Annotated in this window: 18 protein-coding genes; 3 read left to right on the forward strand and 15 right to left on the reverse strand. The window is 35.2% G+C overall.

Features of this window, described 5'->3' with window-relative positions; genetic code table 11:
* Together ABJD27_RS02910 and ABJD27_RS02915 are read right to left on the reverse strand one after the other, a co-directional pair.
* A complete protein-coding gene (locus ABJD27_RS02910; protein ID WP_348171329.1) occupies positions 1-549 on the reverse strand; it encodes a hypothetical protein in 549 nt (182 codons plus the stop codon).
* On the reverse strand, positions 518-1063 hold the full coding sequence (locus tag ABJD27_RS02915) for an RNA polymerase sigma factor (protein ID WP_348172026.1): 546 nt from the start codon (positions 1061-1063) through the stop codon (positions 518-520). Before ABJD27_RS02915 ends, ABJD27_RS02910 begins: the two co-directional genes overlap by 32 nt.
* A 432-nt stretch (positions 1064-1495) precedes the next feature.
* Between ABJD27_RS02915 and lon the strand changes: the two genes are divergently transcribed.
* The 3 genes from lon to cmk all read left to right on the forward strand — a co-directional run bounded on the left by lon (position 1496) and on the right by cmk (position 5939).
* A complete protein-coding gene (gene lon / locus ABJD27_RS02920; RefSeq protein WP_348171326.1) occupies positions 1496-3946 on the forward strand; it encodes an endopeptidase La in 2451 nt (816 codons plus the stop codon).
* Between the two features lie 156 nt (positions 3947-4102).
* The gene (porQ, locus tag ABJD27_RS02925; protein WP_348171323.1) at positions 4103-5119 is read left to right on the forward strand and encodes a type IX secretion system protein PorQ; all 1017 of its coding nucleotides are present in this window, start codon (positions 4103-4105) and stop codon (positions 5117-5119) included.
* A 124-nt stretch (positions 5120-5243) separates the two neighbouring features.
* Positions 5244-5939 (forward strand): (d)CMP kinase, encoded by a 696-nt coding sequence (gene cmk, locus ABJD27_RS02930; RefSeq protein WP_348171320.1) that lies wholly within the window; start codon positions 5244-5246, stop codon positions 5937-5939.
* Here the strand turns inward: cmk and ABJD27_RS02935 are convergent.
* The 13 genes from ABJD27_RS02935 to ABJD27_RS02995 form a co-directional block, all read right to left on the reverse strand.
* Positions 5893-6837 (reverse strand): alpha/beta fold hydrolase, encoded by a 945-nt coding sequence (locus tag ABJD27_RS02935; RefSeq protein ID WP_348171317.1) that lies wholly within the window; start codon positions 6835-6837, stop codon positions 5893-5895. The genes cmk and ABJD27_RS02935 overlap by 47 nt on opposite strands.
* A 121-nt stretch (positions 6838-6958) precedes the next feature.
* Positions 6959-8563 carry a choice-of-anchor L domain-containing protein gene (locus ABJD27_RS02940; protein WP_348171314.1) on the reverse strand — a complete coding sequence of 535 codons (1605 nt, stop codon included), beginning with the start codon at positions 8561-8563 and terminating at the stop codon, positions 6959-6961.
* 176 nt (positions 8564-8739) lie between these two features.
* Positions 8740-9462 carry a YebC/PmpR family DNA-binding transcriptional regulator gene (locus tag ABJD27_RS02945; protein ID WP_348171311.1) on the reverse strand — a complete coding sequence of 241 codons (723 nt, stop codon included), beginning with the start codon at positions 9460-9462 and terminating at the stop codon, positions 8740-8742.
* Between the two features lie 150 nt (positions 9463-9612).
* Positions 9613-9894, reverse strand: coding sequence for a 4a-hydroxytetrahydrobiopterin dehydratase (locus ABJD27_RS02950; protein WP_348171308.1), 282 nt, complete (start codon positions 9892-9894; stop codon positions 9613-9615).
* Positions 9895-10042: 148 nt separating this feature from the next.
* Positions 10043-10753 (reverse strand): membrane or secreted protein, encoded by a 711-nt coding sequence (locus tag ABJD27_RS02955; protein WP_348171306.1) that lies wholly within the window; start codon positions 10751-10753, stop codon positions 10043-10045.
* Positions 10754-10789: 36 nt separating this feature from the next.
* On the reverse strand, positions 10790-11188 hold the full coding sequence (locus ABJD27_RS02960) for an EthD family reductase (protein WP_348171303.1): 399 nt from the start codon (positions 11186-11188) through the stop codon (positions 10790-10792).
* Positions 11189-11219: 31 nt separating this feature from the next.
* Positions 11220-11516, reverse strand: a complete 297-nt coding sequence (locus ABJD27_RS02965; protein WP_348171300.1) for an immunity 53 family protein — start codon at positions 11514-11516, stop codon at positions 11220-11222.
* A gap of 60 nt (positions 11517-11576) precedes the next feature.
* Positions 11577-11942: a hypothetical protein gene (locus tag ABJD27_RS02970; RefSeq protein ID WP_348171297.1), complete on the reverse strand. Its 366-nt coding sequence runs from the start codon at positions 11940-11942 to the stop codon at positions 11577-11579.
* 38 nt (positions 11943-11980) lie between these two features.
* On the reverse strand, positions 11981-12841 hold the full coding sequence (locus ABJD27_RS02975) for an alpha/beta hydrolase (RefSeq protein WP_348171294.1): 861 nt from the start codon (positions 12839-12841) through the stop codon (positions 11981-11983).
* 191 nt (positions 12842-13032) lie between these two features.
* A complete protein-coding gene (locus tag ABJD27_RS02980; RefSeq protein WP_348201996.1) occupies positions 13033-13449 on the reverse strand; it encodes a VOC family protein in 417 nt (138 codons plus the stop codon).
* 149 nt (positions 13450-13598) lie between these two features.
* On the reverse strand, positions 13599-14447 hold the full coding sequence (locus ABJD27_RS02985) for a sugar nucleotide-binding protein (protein WP_348202006.1): 849 nt from the start codon (positions 14445-14447) through the stop codon (positions 13599-13601).
* 77 nt (positions 14448-14524) lie between these two features.
* The gene (gene gcvT, locus ABJD27_RS02990) at positions 14525-15607 is read right to left on the reverse strand and encodes a glycine cleavage system aminomethyltransferase GcvT (RefSeq protein WP_348171288.1); all 1083 of its coding nucleotides are present in this window, start codon (positions 15605-15607) and stop codon (positions 14525-14527) included.
* A gap of 76 nt (positions 15608-15683) precedes the next feature.
* Positions 15684-16094, reverse strand: coding sequence for a hypothetical protein (locus ABJD27_RS02995; RefSeq protein WP_348171285.1), 411 nt, complete (start codon positions 16092-16094; stop codon positions 15684-15686).
* Between the last annotated feature and the right edge of the window lie 7 nt (positions 16095-16101).

Genomic DNA, 16101 nt, shown 5'->3' on the forward strand with positions numbered 1-16101 from the left:
CTAAATTGTAGAAGAATGTAAATCGTTTAAATTTTTGATAGCATCTATATGTTCTAGCACTTGCTGTAAAAGATCAATTCTATTCTGAAAATTATTAATCATTGCATAAATAACTCTTTTGTCTTGTCCACTTTCTGCAAGATCATCTTTTAGTTCATCATATGCAGTTTCAAGTTTATCAAGTCTTTTAATAGTATCATCTACGATCGCTTGTGTTTCTGGAGTTGTTTGTTGTTGTAATTCAAACAACTCTCTTTCTATGGTTTGCGTAAAAAATGTTTGCGTTTGTTCCATTTCTGGAGAGACATCGGCAAGTTCTCTTATTTCTGTGTCTCCTTTTGGCGAAAGCGTAATCATAAAAACAAGTGCAATACTTGCAGCAACGGCCAGTGGTTTCCACCAATTGAGTTTGCGTACAGGCTTTTCTTCTTGTACTTGTGTGCTCTGTAGCTTTTCTAAAAACCGAGCTTTATGATCTGAGCTAGGTTCTGCTACTTGCAATTGACCTTCTAATCGATCAAATAGTTGTTCTATAGAATCCTTCTTCATGATTGTTTAATAATTTACGTAAGCTTTCCTTTGCTCTCGACACCACCGTTCTACAATTGGCATAACTTACATTTAATATGGTACTCATTTCTTCATAGTCATATCCCTCAATGAGATGAAGAGATAATGCTTGTCTGTAATTATCTTTTAATTGATTCATAGCCTGGATCACTTCTTGCGCTTTTACTTGACTTAAGTCAGCTTCGGTAATACCATCTGCATCTGCATCATCTTCTATACGATATAAGTGATCTTCGAGAGGAGTTTCATCTAGACGTTTTGTGCGTTGATAGCTATTTAAGCTCTTATTTACAACAATCCGTTTTAACCAACTCCCAAAAGAAGCTTCTCCTTTAAAACTATCCAACTTTGTAAAAGCATTCAGAAATGCTTCTTGCATCACATCTTCTGCTTCGGCAGTATCTTTTACAATCTGTAGCGCCGTATTATACATGGCTTTGTAGTAGCGATTGTACACTTCTAATTGTGCACCTTGCTCTCCACGTTTACACATTGGAATTAGATCAATAATATCGCGATTGGTTAGCGTCACTTTATTTTGGTTGTTTCTGGTATAAAGATGTGTCGTTTTCTATTTTGTTACACTTTCGTGAAAAAATATTTTACATCTATATCAATACGACTACTTTAAAGATAGTGAAGAGATTGTTTTTATAGGGGTTCCCTGTCGTTTCCTTTATTTTAATTTTGTATTATAAACTTTTTAAAATGTGTTTTATCGCTTTCGCGAAAGCAAAAAAAGTATTAAAATTTAAGGATATCTGCTTTTGAAAAATAACAAATTGGCACAACAATTGACTTCTATATGTACAAGACAGCGTATTTATGGAGTTTTTATGTACAGAAGTGTAATATGCTGATAATTAATAAAAAAAAATAAAACGTCTAAGTGACTAGTAAAGTGACATTATGACGTACATACGATATGGCAAAACCAAAATTCACAACCCTTGACAGATTGTCATTGCAAGATATAGATGGAGATGCAGAGTTAATCCCTTTAATGACTCCAGAAGACGAGGAAGCGATTAATAAAGAAGATCTACCGGATAGTATTCCTATTTTACCATTGCGTAATATGGTACTTTTCCCAGGAGTCGTTATTCCTATTTCGGCAGGAAGAGATACCTCTATCAAGCTTATAGATGAAGCAAATAAAGGCGGAAAAGTCGTAGGAGTTGTTGCACAAAAAGATGAAGAAGTAGAAAACCCAACAGCAGATGATATTCATAAAGTAGGTGTTGTTGCACGTATTTTACGAGTACTTAAAATGCCTGACGGAAATGTAACAGTCATCATCCAAGGGAAGAAACGTTTTGAAATCACAGAAGTTACTTCTGAAAAACCATATATGATGGCTCGTATTTCTGAATATCCAGAAAAACGCCCAGCAAAAGGGAATAAAGAGTTTAAAGCAGCAATTGACTCTATAAGAGACCTGTCTTTACAAATCATACAAGACTCTCCAAATATCCCTTCAGAAGCATCATTTGCAATTAAAAACATAGAGAGTAACTCGTTTTTAATCAACTTTGTGAGTTCTAATATGAATCTTACTGTTGAAGAAAAACAACAATTACTTGAAGTAAACGACCTTCATAAGCGTGCATTAGAAACACTTACTTTTATGGATATGGAGCGCCAGAAATTGGAGCTTAAAAATGATATTCAGAGCAAGGTGCAAAGTGATATGAGCCAGCAACAGCGTGAATATTTCTTACATCAACAAATGAAAACCATTCAAGAAGAACTTGGAGGGGTCTCTGCCGAAGATGAGATAGAAGAGATGCGTATGCGCTCTAAAGACAAGAAATGGGACGAGAAAGTAGCAAAGCATTTTAATAAAGAGCTTGCAAAAATGCAACGTATGAATCCGCAAGTAGCAGAGTATAGCATACAACGCAATTACTTAGATCTATTTTTAGAATTACCTTGGAATGAATTTAGCAAAGATAAATTTGACCTAAAACGTGCTAAGAAAATATTAGATAGAGATCATTACGGATTGGAAGATGTAAAGCGTCGTATCATAGAATACCTAGCTGTTTTAAAGTTACGTAATGATATGAAGTCACCTATCCTATGTCTATATGGACCTCCAGGAGTGGGAAAAACATCTTTAGGAAAATCCATCGCAGAAGCATTAGGAAGAGAGTATGTACGTATGAGTTTAGGAGGACTTCGTGATGAAGCAGAAATCCGAGGACATCGTAAGACATACATCGGAGCGATGCCAGGACGTATTTTACAAAGCCTTAAAAAAGCAGGAACAAGTAACCCTGTATTTGTTCTAGATGAAATAGATAAATTGAGTGCAGGAAATCAAGGAGATCCATCATCTGCATTATTAGAAGTACTAGACCCAGAACAAAACAGTGAGTTTTATGATAACTTCTTAGAAATGGGATTTGACCTTTCTAAGGTGATGTTTATTGCAACTTCAAATAGCCTTAATACGGTTCAGCCAGCATTGCGAGATCGTATGGAGATTATTAATGTGACTGGATATACGATAGAAGAAAAAGTAGAAATAGGAAAACGTCATTTACTACCTAAGCAAATAGAAGAGCATGGGATGAATGACACCCAACTTAAAATTGCAAAGCCTCAACTAGAAAAAATAGTAGAAGGATATACTCGTGAGTCCGGAGTACGTGGTTTGGAAAAGCAAATCGCAAAAATGGTACGTTATGGCGCAAAAAACATTGCGATGGAAGAAGAATATAATGTCAAAGTATCAAACAATGATATTATAGAAGTACTAGGTGCTCCACGATTAGAACGCGGGAAATATGAAAATAATGATGTTGCTGGTGTTGTCACTGGACTTGCCTGGACACGCGTAGGAGGAGATATCCTATTTATAGAATCTGCACTTTCAAAAGGAAAAGGAGCATTGACCATCACTGGAAATTTAGGAAAAGTGATGAAAGAAAGTGCTACCATTGCCATGGAGTACATTAAAGCAAATGCAGAGTTATTAGGTCTTAATACAGACATATTTGATAAATACAATGTACACATTCACGTGCCAGAAGGAGCTACTCCAAAGGATGGACCAAGTGCAGGTATTACCATGCTTACCTCATTAGTATCCCTTTTTACACAGCGTAAAGTGAAGAAGAGCATTGCCATGACAGGAGAGATTACCTTACGAGGTAAAGTCCTTCCTGTAGGAGGAATCAAAGAAAAAATCCTTGCAGCAAAACGTGCAAAAATCAAAGAAATCTTAATGTGTGAGCAAAACCGTCGAGATATCGAAGAGATTAATGCTGAGTATCTAAAAGGACTTACATTTCACTATGTAAAAGAGATGAGTGAAGTCCTAGAATTAGCACTTACAAAGCAAAAAGTGAAGAATGCAAAAAAGCTGTAAATAGAGAAAAAAAATAATATGTAAGGACGAGTGAAATATCTCGTCCTTTATATTTTATGCTCCTACCAAAATATATTATACTTGTACACGTTTTGAGAGAGTACTTGTTACTTCTAAAAAAGGCAGTATAATAGTATAAAGACTAGAATGAGTTGCATGCAGAAATATGTTTTTTTCTTAATAATCCTACTATCCACAATAGCACATGCACAATTGGGTGGTAGAGCGACTTATCAATTTCTCAATCTTACTACCTCACCTAGACAAGCAGCTTTAGGAGGAAAAGTCATCACAAATTACGATTACGACCCAGATTCTGCCCTATATAATCCAGCAACGATTAATTATAGGATGGATAATCAACTTTCTGTAAACTACGTAAACTTCCTTGCAGACATAAACTATGGAACGGCGAGTTATGCCTATTTATGGGATAGAAGAACACAGGTCATTCACGCAGGAATAACCTATATCAATTACGGAACCTTTGACGGAAGAGACGAAAGCGGAAACCCAACTGGAGATTTTGGTGGAGGAGAAGCAGCTTTATCATTAGGATATGCAGTTAATATCCCATATACTGATTTTCATGTAGGTGCAAATGTGAAGTTTATTACATCAAAACTAGAAGAATTTACTTCTTTAGGAGTGGCAACAGATCTTGGATTTATTTATAATTATGAAAAATGGGATCTTAATATAGCAGCAGTGGTTCGTAACCTAGGAACACAAATCACCCCTTATGTAGATACCTTTGAGAAACTACCTTTAGAGATAGATGCTGGTATCTCTCAGATTTTACCTAACGTTCCTATACGTTGGCACCTTACTTTTGAGAATCTACAATTATGGAATATCGCTTTTGAAAATGAAGCACGTGGGATCACAGATCTTGATGGAAATACTACAGGAGAAGAAATAGGGATTCTAGATAATGTAATACGCCATGCAATTGTTGGTGTAGAGCTTTTTCCTAAAAGCGGGTTTAATATCCGATTTGGATATAACTTTAGACGTAGTGAAGAATTGCGTATTATTGATCAGCGAAGCTTTGCAGGGATCAGTGCAGGAATTGGAATTAAGATCAATAAAATTCGTTTTAATTATGCGTATGCTCGTTTTAACAGCGCAGCTTCAAGTAGCTTATTTGGATTAAATATTGACTTACAATAACTGATTTTTAAGACATTATAAAAATTCATTTGTTTCTAGTATTTTGCAGTCTTAATAAAAAACACATATATTATTTCGTCCCTATAATTCTAATTTCTACATTCGTATTCTTAATATCACTTTCGTGAAAATTACCATAGCCATAGACGGATATTCCTCTACAGGAAAAAGCACGGTCGCAAAGCAACTTGCAGACTGGCTTGAGTATATTTATGTAGATACAGGTGCAATGTATCGTGCTGTTACTTTATATGCAATGCGCAAAGGATTGATAAGCGATGGTTTTTTTGATAAGGAATCATTAATAGATAAGCTTGATGAAATTACAATCACTTTTGTAAAAAACACTTCTACTGGAAAAGCAGATGTATGCTTGAATGGTGAAAATGTAGAGCAGTACATCCGTACCCTTGAAGTATCTTCTTATGTAAGTCCAGTAGCGACTGTATCTCAAGTACGTGCAAAACTCGTAGAGCAACAACAACGTATGGGAGAAGAGAAGGGAATTGTGATGGATGGACGTGATATAGGTACTGTTGTTTTTCCTACTGCGGCACTTAAAATATTTATGACTGCCAGCGCCGAAGAACGCGCAAAGAGACGTTATCAAGAGCTTTTAGAACGCGGTGATGCTATCACCTATGAATCTGTATTAAGTAACGTTGTAGAGCGTGATACGATAGATACGACGCGTAAAGACTCACCACTCGTCAAAGCACAGGATGCTATTGAGATAGACAATACAGAAACCAACGTTGAAGACCAGTTTCACACTATTCTGCAACTGGCAAAAGATCGGATTGCAGGGAGAGTAAAGTAGTTGACTTTTGTTTATTAATAAACTCCATGATTGCCTGTACATACGCATCACCACCTACTTCAAATAAATTATAATGATTGGCACCTTCTACCGGATAAAAGGTCTTGTCTTCTGTTTTTAAATTCTCAAAAAGCGCTTGTCCATATTTGAAATTAATATTTGGATCTGTTGTTCCGTGAGCGATAAAAACGGATTGATGAATGTTTGTAACTGCATCAATAGGGCGTACTTGTTTTGGATCAAATTTTCCAATGTCTCCAGCACGTTTTAAGGCATGATCACATATCGGTTTTAATGCTATCCCAAACGAATATCGTTTCTGATAGTCATATACAATCTGATTAAGATCTGTAAAGGTACTTTCTATAATTCCAAAATCAAGTTGAGGTTCTATAGCCAGTGCTTGTAACGCTACAGCACCTCCCATAGAGTTTCCCCATATCCCAATTGGGATGTCAGGATATCGTTGTTTAGTAGCTGCGACAATGACAGATACATCTTGTTTCTCATAAAATCCATACGATATGTATTGACCATCACTTTCTCCATGACCACGAGCATCATATACGACAGAAGCAATCTGTTGCTCTGCTAGTGATTTTGCAAGCTTATAAAAATGTTCTTTGCCACCACCAATACCATGTAATAATAAGAGAACACTTTGTGGTTTCCCTTCTTTAGGAGTGACCCAATACCCTTTTAAATGAAGACTGTCATTAATCATAAATGAAGTTTCTTCTGCTTGTAACCCCACTTCTGAAGGAGTGATGGTTAAGGGTTGCTTATGACGAGATATAATAGCATATGGTAATACGTAATGTGTGATATATAAAACAGTAATACAGCCTATAACAATGAGTATTGCTAGTAGTTTACGTTTTCTATATTTTTTTGCCATATCAATTTTATATATCTATTGTAACGTTAGACTGTTTTTTACCTTTTGAGTTACAAAAAAAAGTATAGCAACTTCAGGAAGTTGCTATACTTTTTTATACATCTATTGTAAAAGGGATGTACTATTCTTTTAATAATTTTAAAACGGAAACTTTATTCTCACTACGCACCTGTATAAAATATAGGCCTTGTGATAATGTACGTATGTCAATTGTTTGATCTGTACTAGCTATAGATATTTCTTCTTTAATGAGTTTTCCTTGAATATCAAAGATGTGTATATCTACCGTTTCATTTTGATTAAAAAAGCGAAGATTTACAACATCTGATGTTGGATTAGGATATACAGAAAACAACTGGTTATCTTCAGTATCTATAGAAAGCACATCGGTTTCTAATAAAAAGTCTGAGATTGCTCTACAGCCTGTAGCAAGACTAGTTGTTCTTACATATATTGTTTGCGGATTTGCTATATTTTGATACATAGTAGGTGTGGCGATAACATTTGTTTCAGCTTCGGCATCTTGTAGTGTTTCATAATAATTGATGGTAAAATCAGCAGGGTTTTCTCCATTAAGGATCATCGGCACATTTACAGTAAGATCAAAGATCGCCATCCCGTCAAAATCTCCTTCATCTATAAAAATATCATTAGGAGTTCCTAAGCCAAAATCTCCCTCAAACTCAACAGTAATATCATCCATAAGTACCGCATTATTTGCAGCAGTAACTTCCAATCTATAATCACCAGAAGTTGTAATATCTAATCTGCTATTAGTCTCTCCACTGATAGCTTCATATATACTTGTAGATGGATTTAACTCAAACCATTGGTAGGTAGTGTTTTCATCTTCAGGAATTCCTACTGTTTCTATACTATTACCACAAGGAGCATTGTCGTTACTTGCCATTCTGTCCACCCCTAGATCTAATTGAAAACCGAAAGATTCACTTGCTAAAAAGATAGCACTATCAAAAATAGTATCTAGATTATCTGCTATGACTAGTTTTATCGTGTATTCGTGTCCTACAACAAGTTCTGTAGCGACCATAATTTCTACTGTTTGTCCGTTAAAGTTGGTCGCAGAATCATTCATAGGACTAAAAGGCTCAAAATTATATAGCCCAAAAAAATCTTCATTTATTGCGGGGCATTGTCCAGGGACTTCAGGATGTATACCAGTTACCGAAATGGGCATATTTGTTCCAGGAATTAGTGCTATGTTTTCTGAGATACCTGTATTTTGATCGGTAAGGATAAAAGCAAATGAGTCTGCAAACGAGCATTCAAAGTTCTGATTATACTCTTCTGATGCGAGTATAAAACTGAGATTCAACATATTTACATATGGTGCAAAATCAAACTGCAAAAAAGTAGCATCATTCGAACTTGAAATGTCTGTAAATACTTCGATATCAGCATCACCAGCCCAACCACCTTCGTTTTGGTTAGTGAGGTTAGGTCCAGGTGCTTCAGTCGCGTTTCCTGTCGTTAGTATAACTCCCGAAAAAGGAAAGTCTGAGCTTGCATTAGAGAATGCCGCAATACTGTTAACATTGCCAAAATCACTTCCAGATTGTGATTGTACATTGGTCACATCTACCACAGAATTGTTAAGAAATATAGACTCTATAAGTTGTTGAGGAGTCATGCTTTCGTCTATGGTGATTTGAGAAGACATGTGCAATGAAGTACATAATAAGATAAGAAGTAATAGTTTTTTCATAGTGATGTTATTGTTTATATGTAGGACTTACAATTCTATAAAAGGTTGCGTATCAGTAAAGGTATGTTATTAATAAATGATTTCTACACTTATTAGTTTGCAAAAACGATATTTCTTAGCCATAAAAAAAAGCCACATATTGTGGCTTTTTTTATAATTGTTAAAAATGAAGATGTTTATTCTTCTTCGGTGGCTTCCATTGTATGGAATACATTCTGGACATCATCATCTTCTTCTATTTTTTCTAGGAGTTTATTGACATCTGCTTCTTGTTCTGGTGTAAGTTTTTTGAGAACCTGAGGAATACGATCAAATCCAGAAGATAAAATTTCAGCACCGTGTTCTTCTAATGCAGATTGAATCGCACCAAAACTTTCAAAAGAAGCATAAATATGAATCCCTTCTTCATCTTGAAAAACTTCCTCGGCTCCATAATCTATAAATTCAAGTTCGATTTCTTCCACGTCTTGTCCTTCTGCATTGATACGGAATGTACAGGTATGGTCAAACATAAATACAACAGACCCAGAAGTACCTAAGCTTCCATCACATTTATTAAAATAGGAACGTACGTTTGCAACGGTACGCGTATTGTTATCTGTAGCTGTTTCTACAAGAATAGCAATTCCGTGAGGCGCATAACCTTCAAAAATCACTTCTTTAAAATCTCCAAGACTTTTGTCACTTGCTTTCTTTATAGCACGCTCCACATTGTCTTTGGGCATGTTTACAGACTTTGCATTTTGAATAACGGCACGTAATTTAGAATTACTATCAGGATCAGGACCGCCTTCTTTTACAGCCATCACAATATCTTTTCCTATACGTGTAAACGCTTTTGACATCGCGCTCCAACGTTTCATTTTACGTGCTTTTCTAAACTCAAATGCTCTTCCCATATATAATCTTTAATCCCTCCAGAGGGCTTCATTTTATGACTTTGTTATCAAAATTAAAAAGTCAGTTTTCAAATTATACTCCGTGGTTGTATCCCGAAGTAGTTGATTTAAGTCTGTAAAAATAATAAAAAGTAAGACTTATCAAAGTATCTATGCATTGAGAATATCCTCAATGGCAGCAGCAAGTTCAAAATCATTTTCAGTAACACCTCCATGATCGTGTGTAGATAATGTTATAGATAGCTCATTATATACATTACTCCAATCTGGGTGGTGTTGTAAACGCTCTGCTTCAAAGGCAATACGCGTCATAGTCGAAAAAACTTCTCTAAAGTTTTCAAATTCTAAAGTAGTATGGATCGCATTATCTTCATATTCCCAATCTGGAAAATCTTCTAAACGATCGTTAATTTGTGCTTCTGTAAGTTTCATATCTATCTTATTTTAGTTATAAAATTCGAATTTTATTATATATGTAATGTACGTAATTCCGCTTTCGCGAAAGCGTACTTAAGAGAAAAATAACATAGAAATTTTCAATACTTTTTAATAGCCAAAACTTCACATTCTTTATGGGAGATTATTTTCTTATACTCCAAATCTCGTGTATAGGATTTCCTTTGCTAGAGAATCCTTTGTGATGCCACGCGCCATCAATAAGCTCATAGGTAAACGGTAGACTACGCCCAACTCTGGAATCATCTCTTGAAAAGAATTCAATGGTCTCAGTATATTGACCGTTTATCGTTGTGTAAGTTCCACCGCCTGTTCCCATAAACTGTTTTGTTTCTGTATTATAAGCGATCCATTGAAACCGAGTGCCAGAGAGTATTTTCATAGTTTTTCTTGGTCTATTGGTATCACGCACTTGGGTTTTCCCATCTCGTATTCTTCCAGACATTAACCAAGCACCTTGTAATTTCCCTGGGGTTCCGTTATCTATTCTATGTAGGATCATGTCATTGCCCACAATCTGAATGGTAGTATCTGTGATGATTACTTTAAAACGACTCTTAGTACCTACACGTTCGGAAGCATCTGTATGAAACTCTACTTTTTCTGTTATGACATCACCTTCTAATGTCCAAGTACCTCCATTTGTATGAATAAATGCTCCAGTAGTTGCATTATAAGTCGTTAGGACTTGGTATCCATCGGCAAAAATGACTACGTTTCTTAGTTTTTCCCCAGTATCGGAAGTGGTATAACTTTCCCAAGCACCAATAATGTTTTGTGCATTGATTCCTAGAGAGAGAAATGTACAGATGAGTACTGCAAATATTTTTTTCATGATGTTATATGTTATGATAGACTTCTGATTATACAATTATTGATATATCTCACTGATTTGTACCACAGGCTGACTATTGGTATAGTTCGGGATATCACCGATGATTTTTTCTGCATTAGGCCCAAAAACTTCTTGATATGCTTCAAGGGAATCAAAGTATAAATAACCAATAGCGAGATAGGGAATAGGAGCATCGGGTCTCCCACCCGCAATTCCTTGATCAATGGCTACGTGTTTTAAGGACTCGCCTAAAAGGCTTGCCACCATAGGCATATGTTTATTAGAATAATAATCCATGTCAAATGTTTTTCCATCACTATTTGGATATAGGATTGTTACTTTAACCATGCCTTTTTTAGTATGAGAAGTATCTTGCTGGCAACTTGTAAAGCCTATGCTGACAATAAGAAATAGAAAGATGATGTTGGTTTTCATGTAACTAGATGTATTGATTTGTTACAAGGTACTAATTTTCGATTTTCTCTATCATTTCTTTGAATAAGTTTAATAGGAATATTAGTTTTCCAGAGTCACCAGCTGCATTAAACTTTTGATTCTCGATTTTCACACCGTACCAATCTTGTTTTCCATTTTCGTTAAGGATCCATTCGAGGTTAAAATTGGCTATTGAAGTTTTTGATATATCAATTTCTACATCCCATCCTGGATTCTCCAAGGTGGTTATTTGGATTCCATCTCCGTGTTCCCAATCTCCGTCACAATTGTTCTTGAACCAATGTTGTATCCAATCTAAAATTTCCATCTGTATTGTATTATTATAATTAATTGGTTTTATGAATATTGTTATGCATTATACATCTCATTACGGGTAGTTTATTTTTAACTTTTCTCCTTGTTCTGGCTTTTCGTTGTGGTCAATTGGTTCAACAAGGTACTGGTAAATGTTATTAGACTCTCTTTCCTTTACTCTCTCTATTGATGCTTGTTTTTTTTCAACAGATCGAAAATTCAAGTGCATATAATTTGTCGATTCTATTTTAAATATTTGTTGCTCATCAACGGCATGGTCAAAAAGGACTCTTGTCTTAATTATCCAAATTTTTCCAGACTTTTCGGAAATTAACTTTGTTGATTCAGCCAATCCCAGTTGATTATGTTTTAATTCAAGAAGAATGCCTATTCCAGTTATTTTAAAGCTGTCTTCTATTATAGCTAATGTTGTAATCATATTTGTTTTGTGATACTATCAAATGATTCAATAATTAATTATATACAGCTCTTGTTCCTATTAACATGCTTAGTAATAGCTTCTTTTAACTCGTTATAGTTTGTTTGTATTAACCAATGACCAGCATCTAATTCTATAAATTCGTATTCATTTTTCATGTATTGATGACTTTCGTTTACAGAATAAGAACCTATCGCAATGTCCTTATTTCCCCAAATAAATAAAGTGGGAACATGAATATCTCCAAGTATTTGATCTTTGGCAGCTTTCTTTAATAACTTATAATTACTACGGTAATAATTGATGGAAGCTGTGAGTTGTTTTGGATTTTTGAAAACGCTTAAATAATCATCAATCTCAGTAGGTTCACTATTCTTCCATAACCATTTTAATGTTTTAAAATCGTTTTTTCTAATTAGTCTTTCTGGAAGATAGGGTAACTGAAACTTTTTTATGTATTGACTCATCTTGCTTTGTTCTTTATCAACGACGATTGCTTTTCCAAAAGCTTGCAGATGTGGCACAGAGATTCCAGTCCAACTTAAAATACTGTCTGAATAGTCATGTACTACTTTCCAACCTATGACTGATCCCCAATCATGCCCGACAAGATGAAATTTTGATTTATTGAGAAACTTAGAAATGCCTATAACATCCTTAGCTAGTTTAGATATGCTATAGTGTTTTTTACCCTTCGGGCAAGCATCTTTACTATATCCTCTTAAATTTGGTGCGACACAGTAAAACCCATTTTCGGAAAAAGTAGACATTAATTTTTTCCACATATATGAAGTTTCTGGCCATCCGTGTAAAAAAATCACTAATTCGTCTTCTTTATCACCATCAGTTCGGCAATCGAATACCAAATCATCCATGGTTACTTTAATTGTTTCTTGCATGTGATCTAGAATTGTGGGTAACGTTAGGTATATGGTTAGTTACAGTTTAGCAACTAAGATAGCAAAAGGGGACGAGTCTAAGGGAAATTCGGAGAATCTTCCAATTGGCAGATAGACACTCTAACAATTAATTATACATGTTGTTGTGCATTCTTTTTTTGTCCGTCTAATGAATTGCTTTATTGTTTTAATTACGTAGTAATCTTCCAGGTAATACCAAATTTGTCAATGCAATTACCATAATAAGATTCCCAGAATGTCATATGCATTGGTAATGTTTTTTGTCCACCTTCGGAGAGTTCGTTAAATAACCTGTCAGCTTCATCTTTACCGTCTGTATGAATGATAAGGCCAAAGTTGCTATATCCTTTTGACTCTTCATATCCTTCTGTATAATCAGCTCCATTCAAACTTGTTTCTGCACTAATATCCAAAGTGACATGCATGATTTTCTTTTCGTCCATTTCTTGGAAAATGTGTCTATCTTTTTTTGGAACATCTTTATAGCGTCCAATGTATGAAATCTTTTTTCGAAAAACTCCTTCGTAAAAATTGAAGGCTTCTTCACAATTACCATTAAAATAAATGTATGGATTCATTTTTGTCATAGAACTTATTTTAGATTAGTATTTACTTTTTCTATAGCTGCAAAAATGAGGCACAACTACTTTATAAAAGACAGGTGTGTCTTTATACAAATCTACTATAAGTTTAGATAAGCTCAGGATAAACTTTAGAAGAGACTATGACTTTCAGCCTACAACTTCTGGCTTCCAGCAACTACCTCTTCATTGGTGATGCCTAAATGCTTTGGCAATTTGTTGTCTCTTGGTAGCACAGCGAGGTATCGATCAAAGTTACTCGTATACACATTTTTGTAGACAGGCTTAAGGTTAAGGTCAAGCATAGTAACGAGATCGTTTATAAACTCTTTATGATGTATCAAGTCTTTACTTCCTAAGTGGAAAATACCGTGTAACTTTCGGTTAATGATATAATGTAGCTGTTGGCTAAATTTTGAGTCGGTAGTAGTATTGATTATCAAATGCGGAAACACTTCAATAGGTTCTCCTAAAAGAATATTGTTTTTTATTTCGCGCAAGCGTTCTGATTGCACACCAAAAACCATGGGCAATCGTACAATGGCATATTGTTTTTCTGGGAGATTACGCATAAGTAAAGTCTCTATACGTATTTTGAGTTTCCCGTAAATACTCTCAGATAAGGTTTTATCATTCTCATAACTAGGGTAATGAGAAAAGGCATCAAACACATTTGCACTGGATAAAAAGATAAGCCTACAGCTACTGATCGCTGCATATTGTACTATAAGTTCATGAGCTTCTAATTGGGCAGGGAACGGTCCTCGTAAAGAAGAAATAATAACAGAAGGCCTTATTTCTTTGAGCAATTCAAAAATGTCATCTTCGACAAGATCGTATCTATAAAAATGCTTGTTGTCACTATAAATTCGGCCAGAATGATAGGTGCCATAAGTGTCATAGTACCGATATAACTCCTTGTATAAAGCAGCCCCTAGAAAGCCAGAGGCTCCTAGAATAAGGACTTTATCTTTTGATTTTTTATAAGCGATAATCGGGGGAATTTTTAAAGTAAGTTAGCTACAGATTATTTTGATTCTTAATCTATAGCTAACTTTATATTGTATGATAAAATGTCAAACTATTTTTTATAGAATGGTGGTCTTACAACGGTAGCAGGGACTGCTTTCTTGCGTATCTGTATGTTAATTTTTGAATCTACTTTAGAATAGGCAGTTTCTACATACCCTAAACCAATTCCTTTCTCAACAGATGGTCCCATCGTACCAGAGGTTACATGACCAATTTTTGTTCCTTCGTCATTTACGATATCGTATCCTTGACGTGGTATTCCACGTTCGTCTAATACAAAACCAACTAGTTTCTTTGTAACACCTGCTTCTTTTTGAGCTTTAAGAGCTTCACTATTTACAAAGTCTTTAGAAAACTTAGTCACCCATCCTAATCCTGCTTCTAGTGGTGATGTAGTGTCGTCTATATCATTACCATATAAACAGTATCCCATTTCTAAACGCAATGTATCACGTGCTGCAAGACCAATAGGTTTGATATCCCAATCGGCTCCAGCTTTAAATACATTATTCCAGATAGTCTCTGCATCTTTGTTATGACAGTATATTTCAAACCCACCACTACCTGTATATCCAGTAGCACTAATGATTACGTTTTCTGCCCCTGCAAATGAGGCTATTTGGAAGGTATAAAACTTAATAGTAGAAAGATCAACCTCAGTAAGAGATTGCATTGCTTCTGCAGCTTTTGGTCCTTGAATAGCAAGAAGCGAAAAATCTTCAGAGATATTTCTAAGATCTACTCCAAAACTGTTGTGCTTGTTAAACCAAGCCCAATCTTTATCTATATTTGATGCATTAACGACGGCTAGATATTCGTCTTCGCGTATGCGGTATACGATTAAGTCGTCTACAATACCGCCATCTTCATTAGGCAAACAATTGTATTGTGCACCACCGATACCAACTTTTGAAACATCATTAGAACAGATGCGTTGTAAAAAATCTAATGCGTTATCTCCCTTAATAAGAAATTCTCCCATATGAGAGACATCAAAAACGCCTACGCCATTACGTACGGTTTCGTGTTCAACATTTACCCCGTCATAAGAAACAGGCATATTATATCCAGCAAAAGGAACCATTTTTGCTCCTAATGCTTCATGTATTGCGGTTAATGCAGTGTTTTTCATTTGTATCAAATTTTACAACACAAATGTACGTAAAATGAAGGGCTAATAATAGCTTTAAAAGGGTGATATTCTGTATTTAATTCATCCTGTTTTTACGATCTTCTTTTGTAGGGAAATACAAGTTAGAACTACTATAAGACGTTCCAAAATTTTGAGCACCAGCATATACTTGTTGTATGGCATCTTCTATTTGCCCTTCTGTCAATTCTCGAAGCGGATGCATAAATACCGCCCATAAGACACCGTCAGAAATTGCATACTTGATATCTAATGCGGTATGAAAATTTGCCTCTAGACTAGCTGTCATTTCTGCGTCTGTCATTTTAGATACTTCTATGATAGGTGCCATAAAACGCATTCTGTTATGAAGTTCATCCGTAAGACAGATGATTTGTGTATCGCCAAGGGTAAATTGCCAGTGTCCATAACTTCCTTTTATATCATCTATAAGTGTATGAAATATTGCATCTAGTTTCTTATTGTCCATTGGTCTT

This window comes from Dokdonia sp. (genome assembly GCF_039945015.1).
Classification (GTDB): Bacteria; Bacteroidota; Bacteroidia; order Flavobacteriales; family Flavobacteriaceae; genus Dokdonia.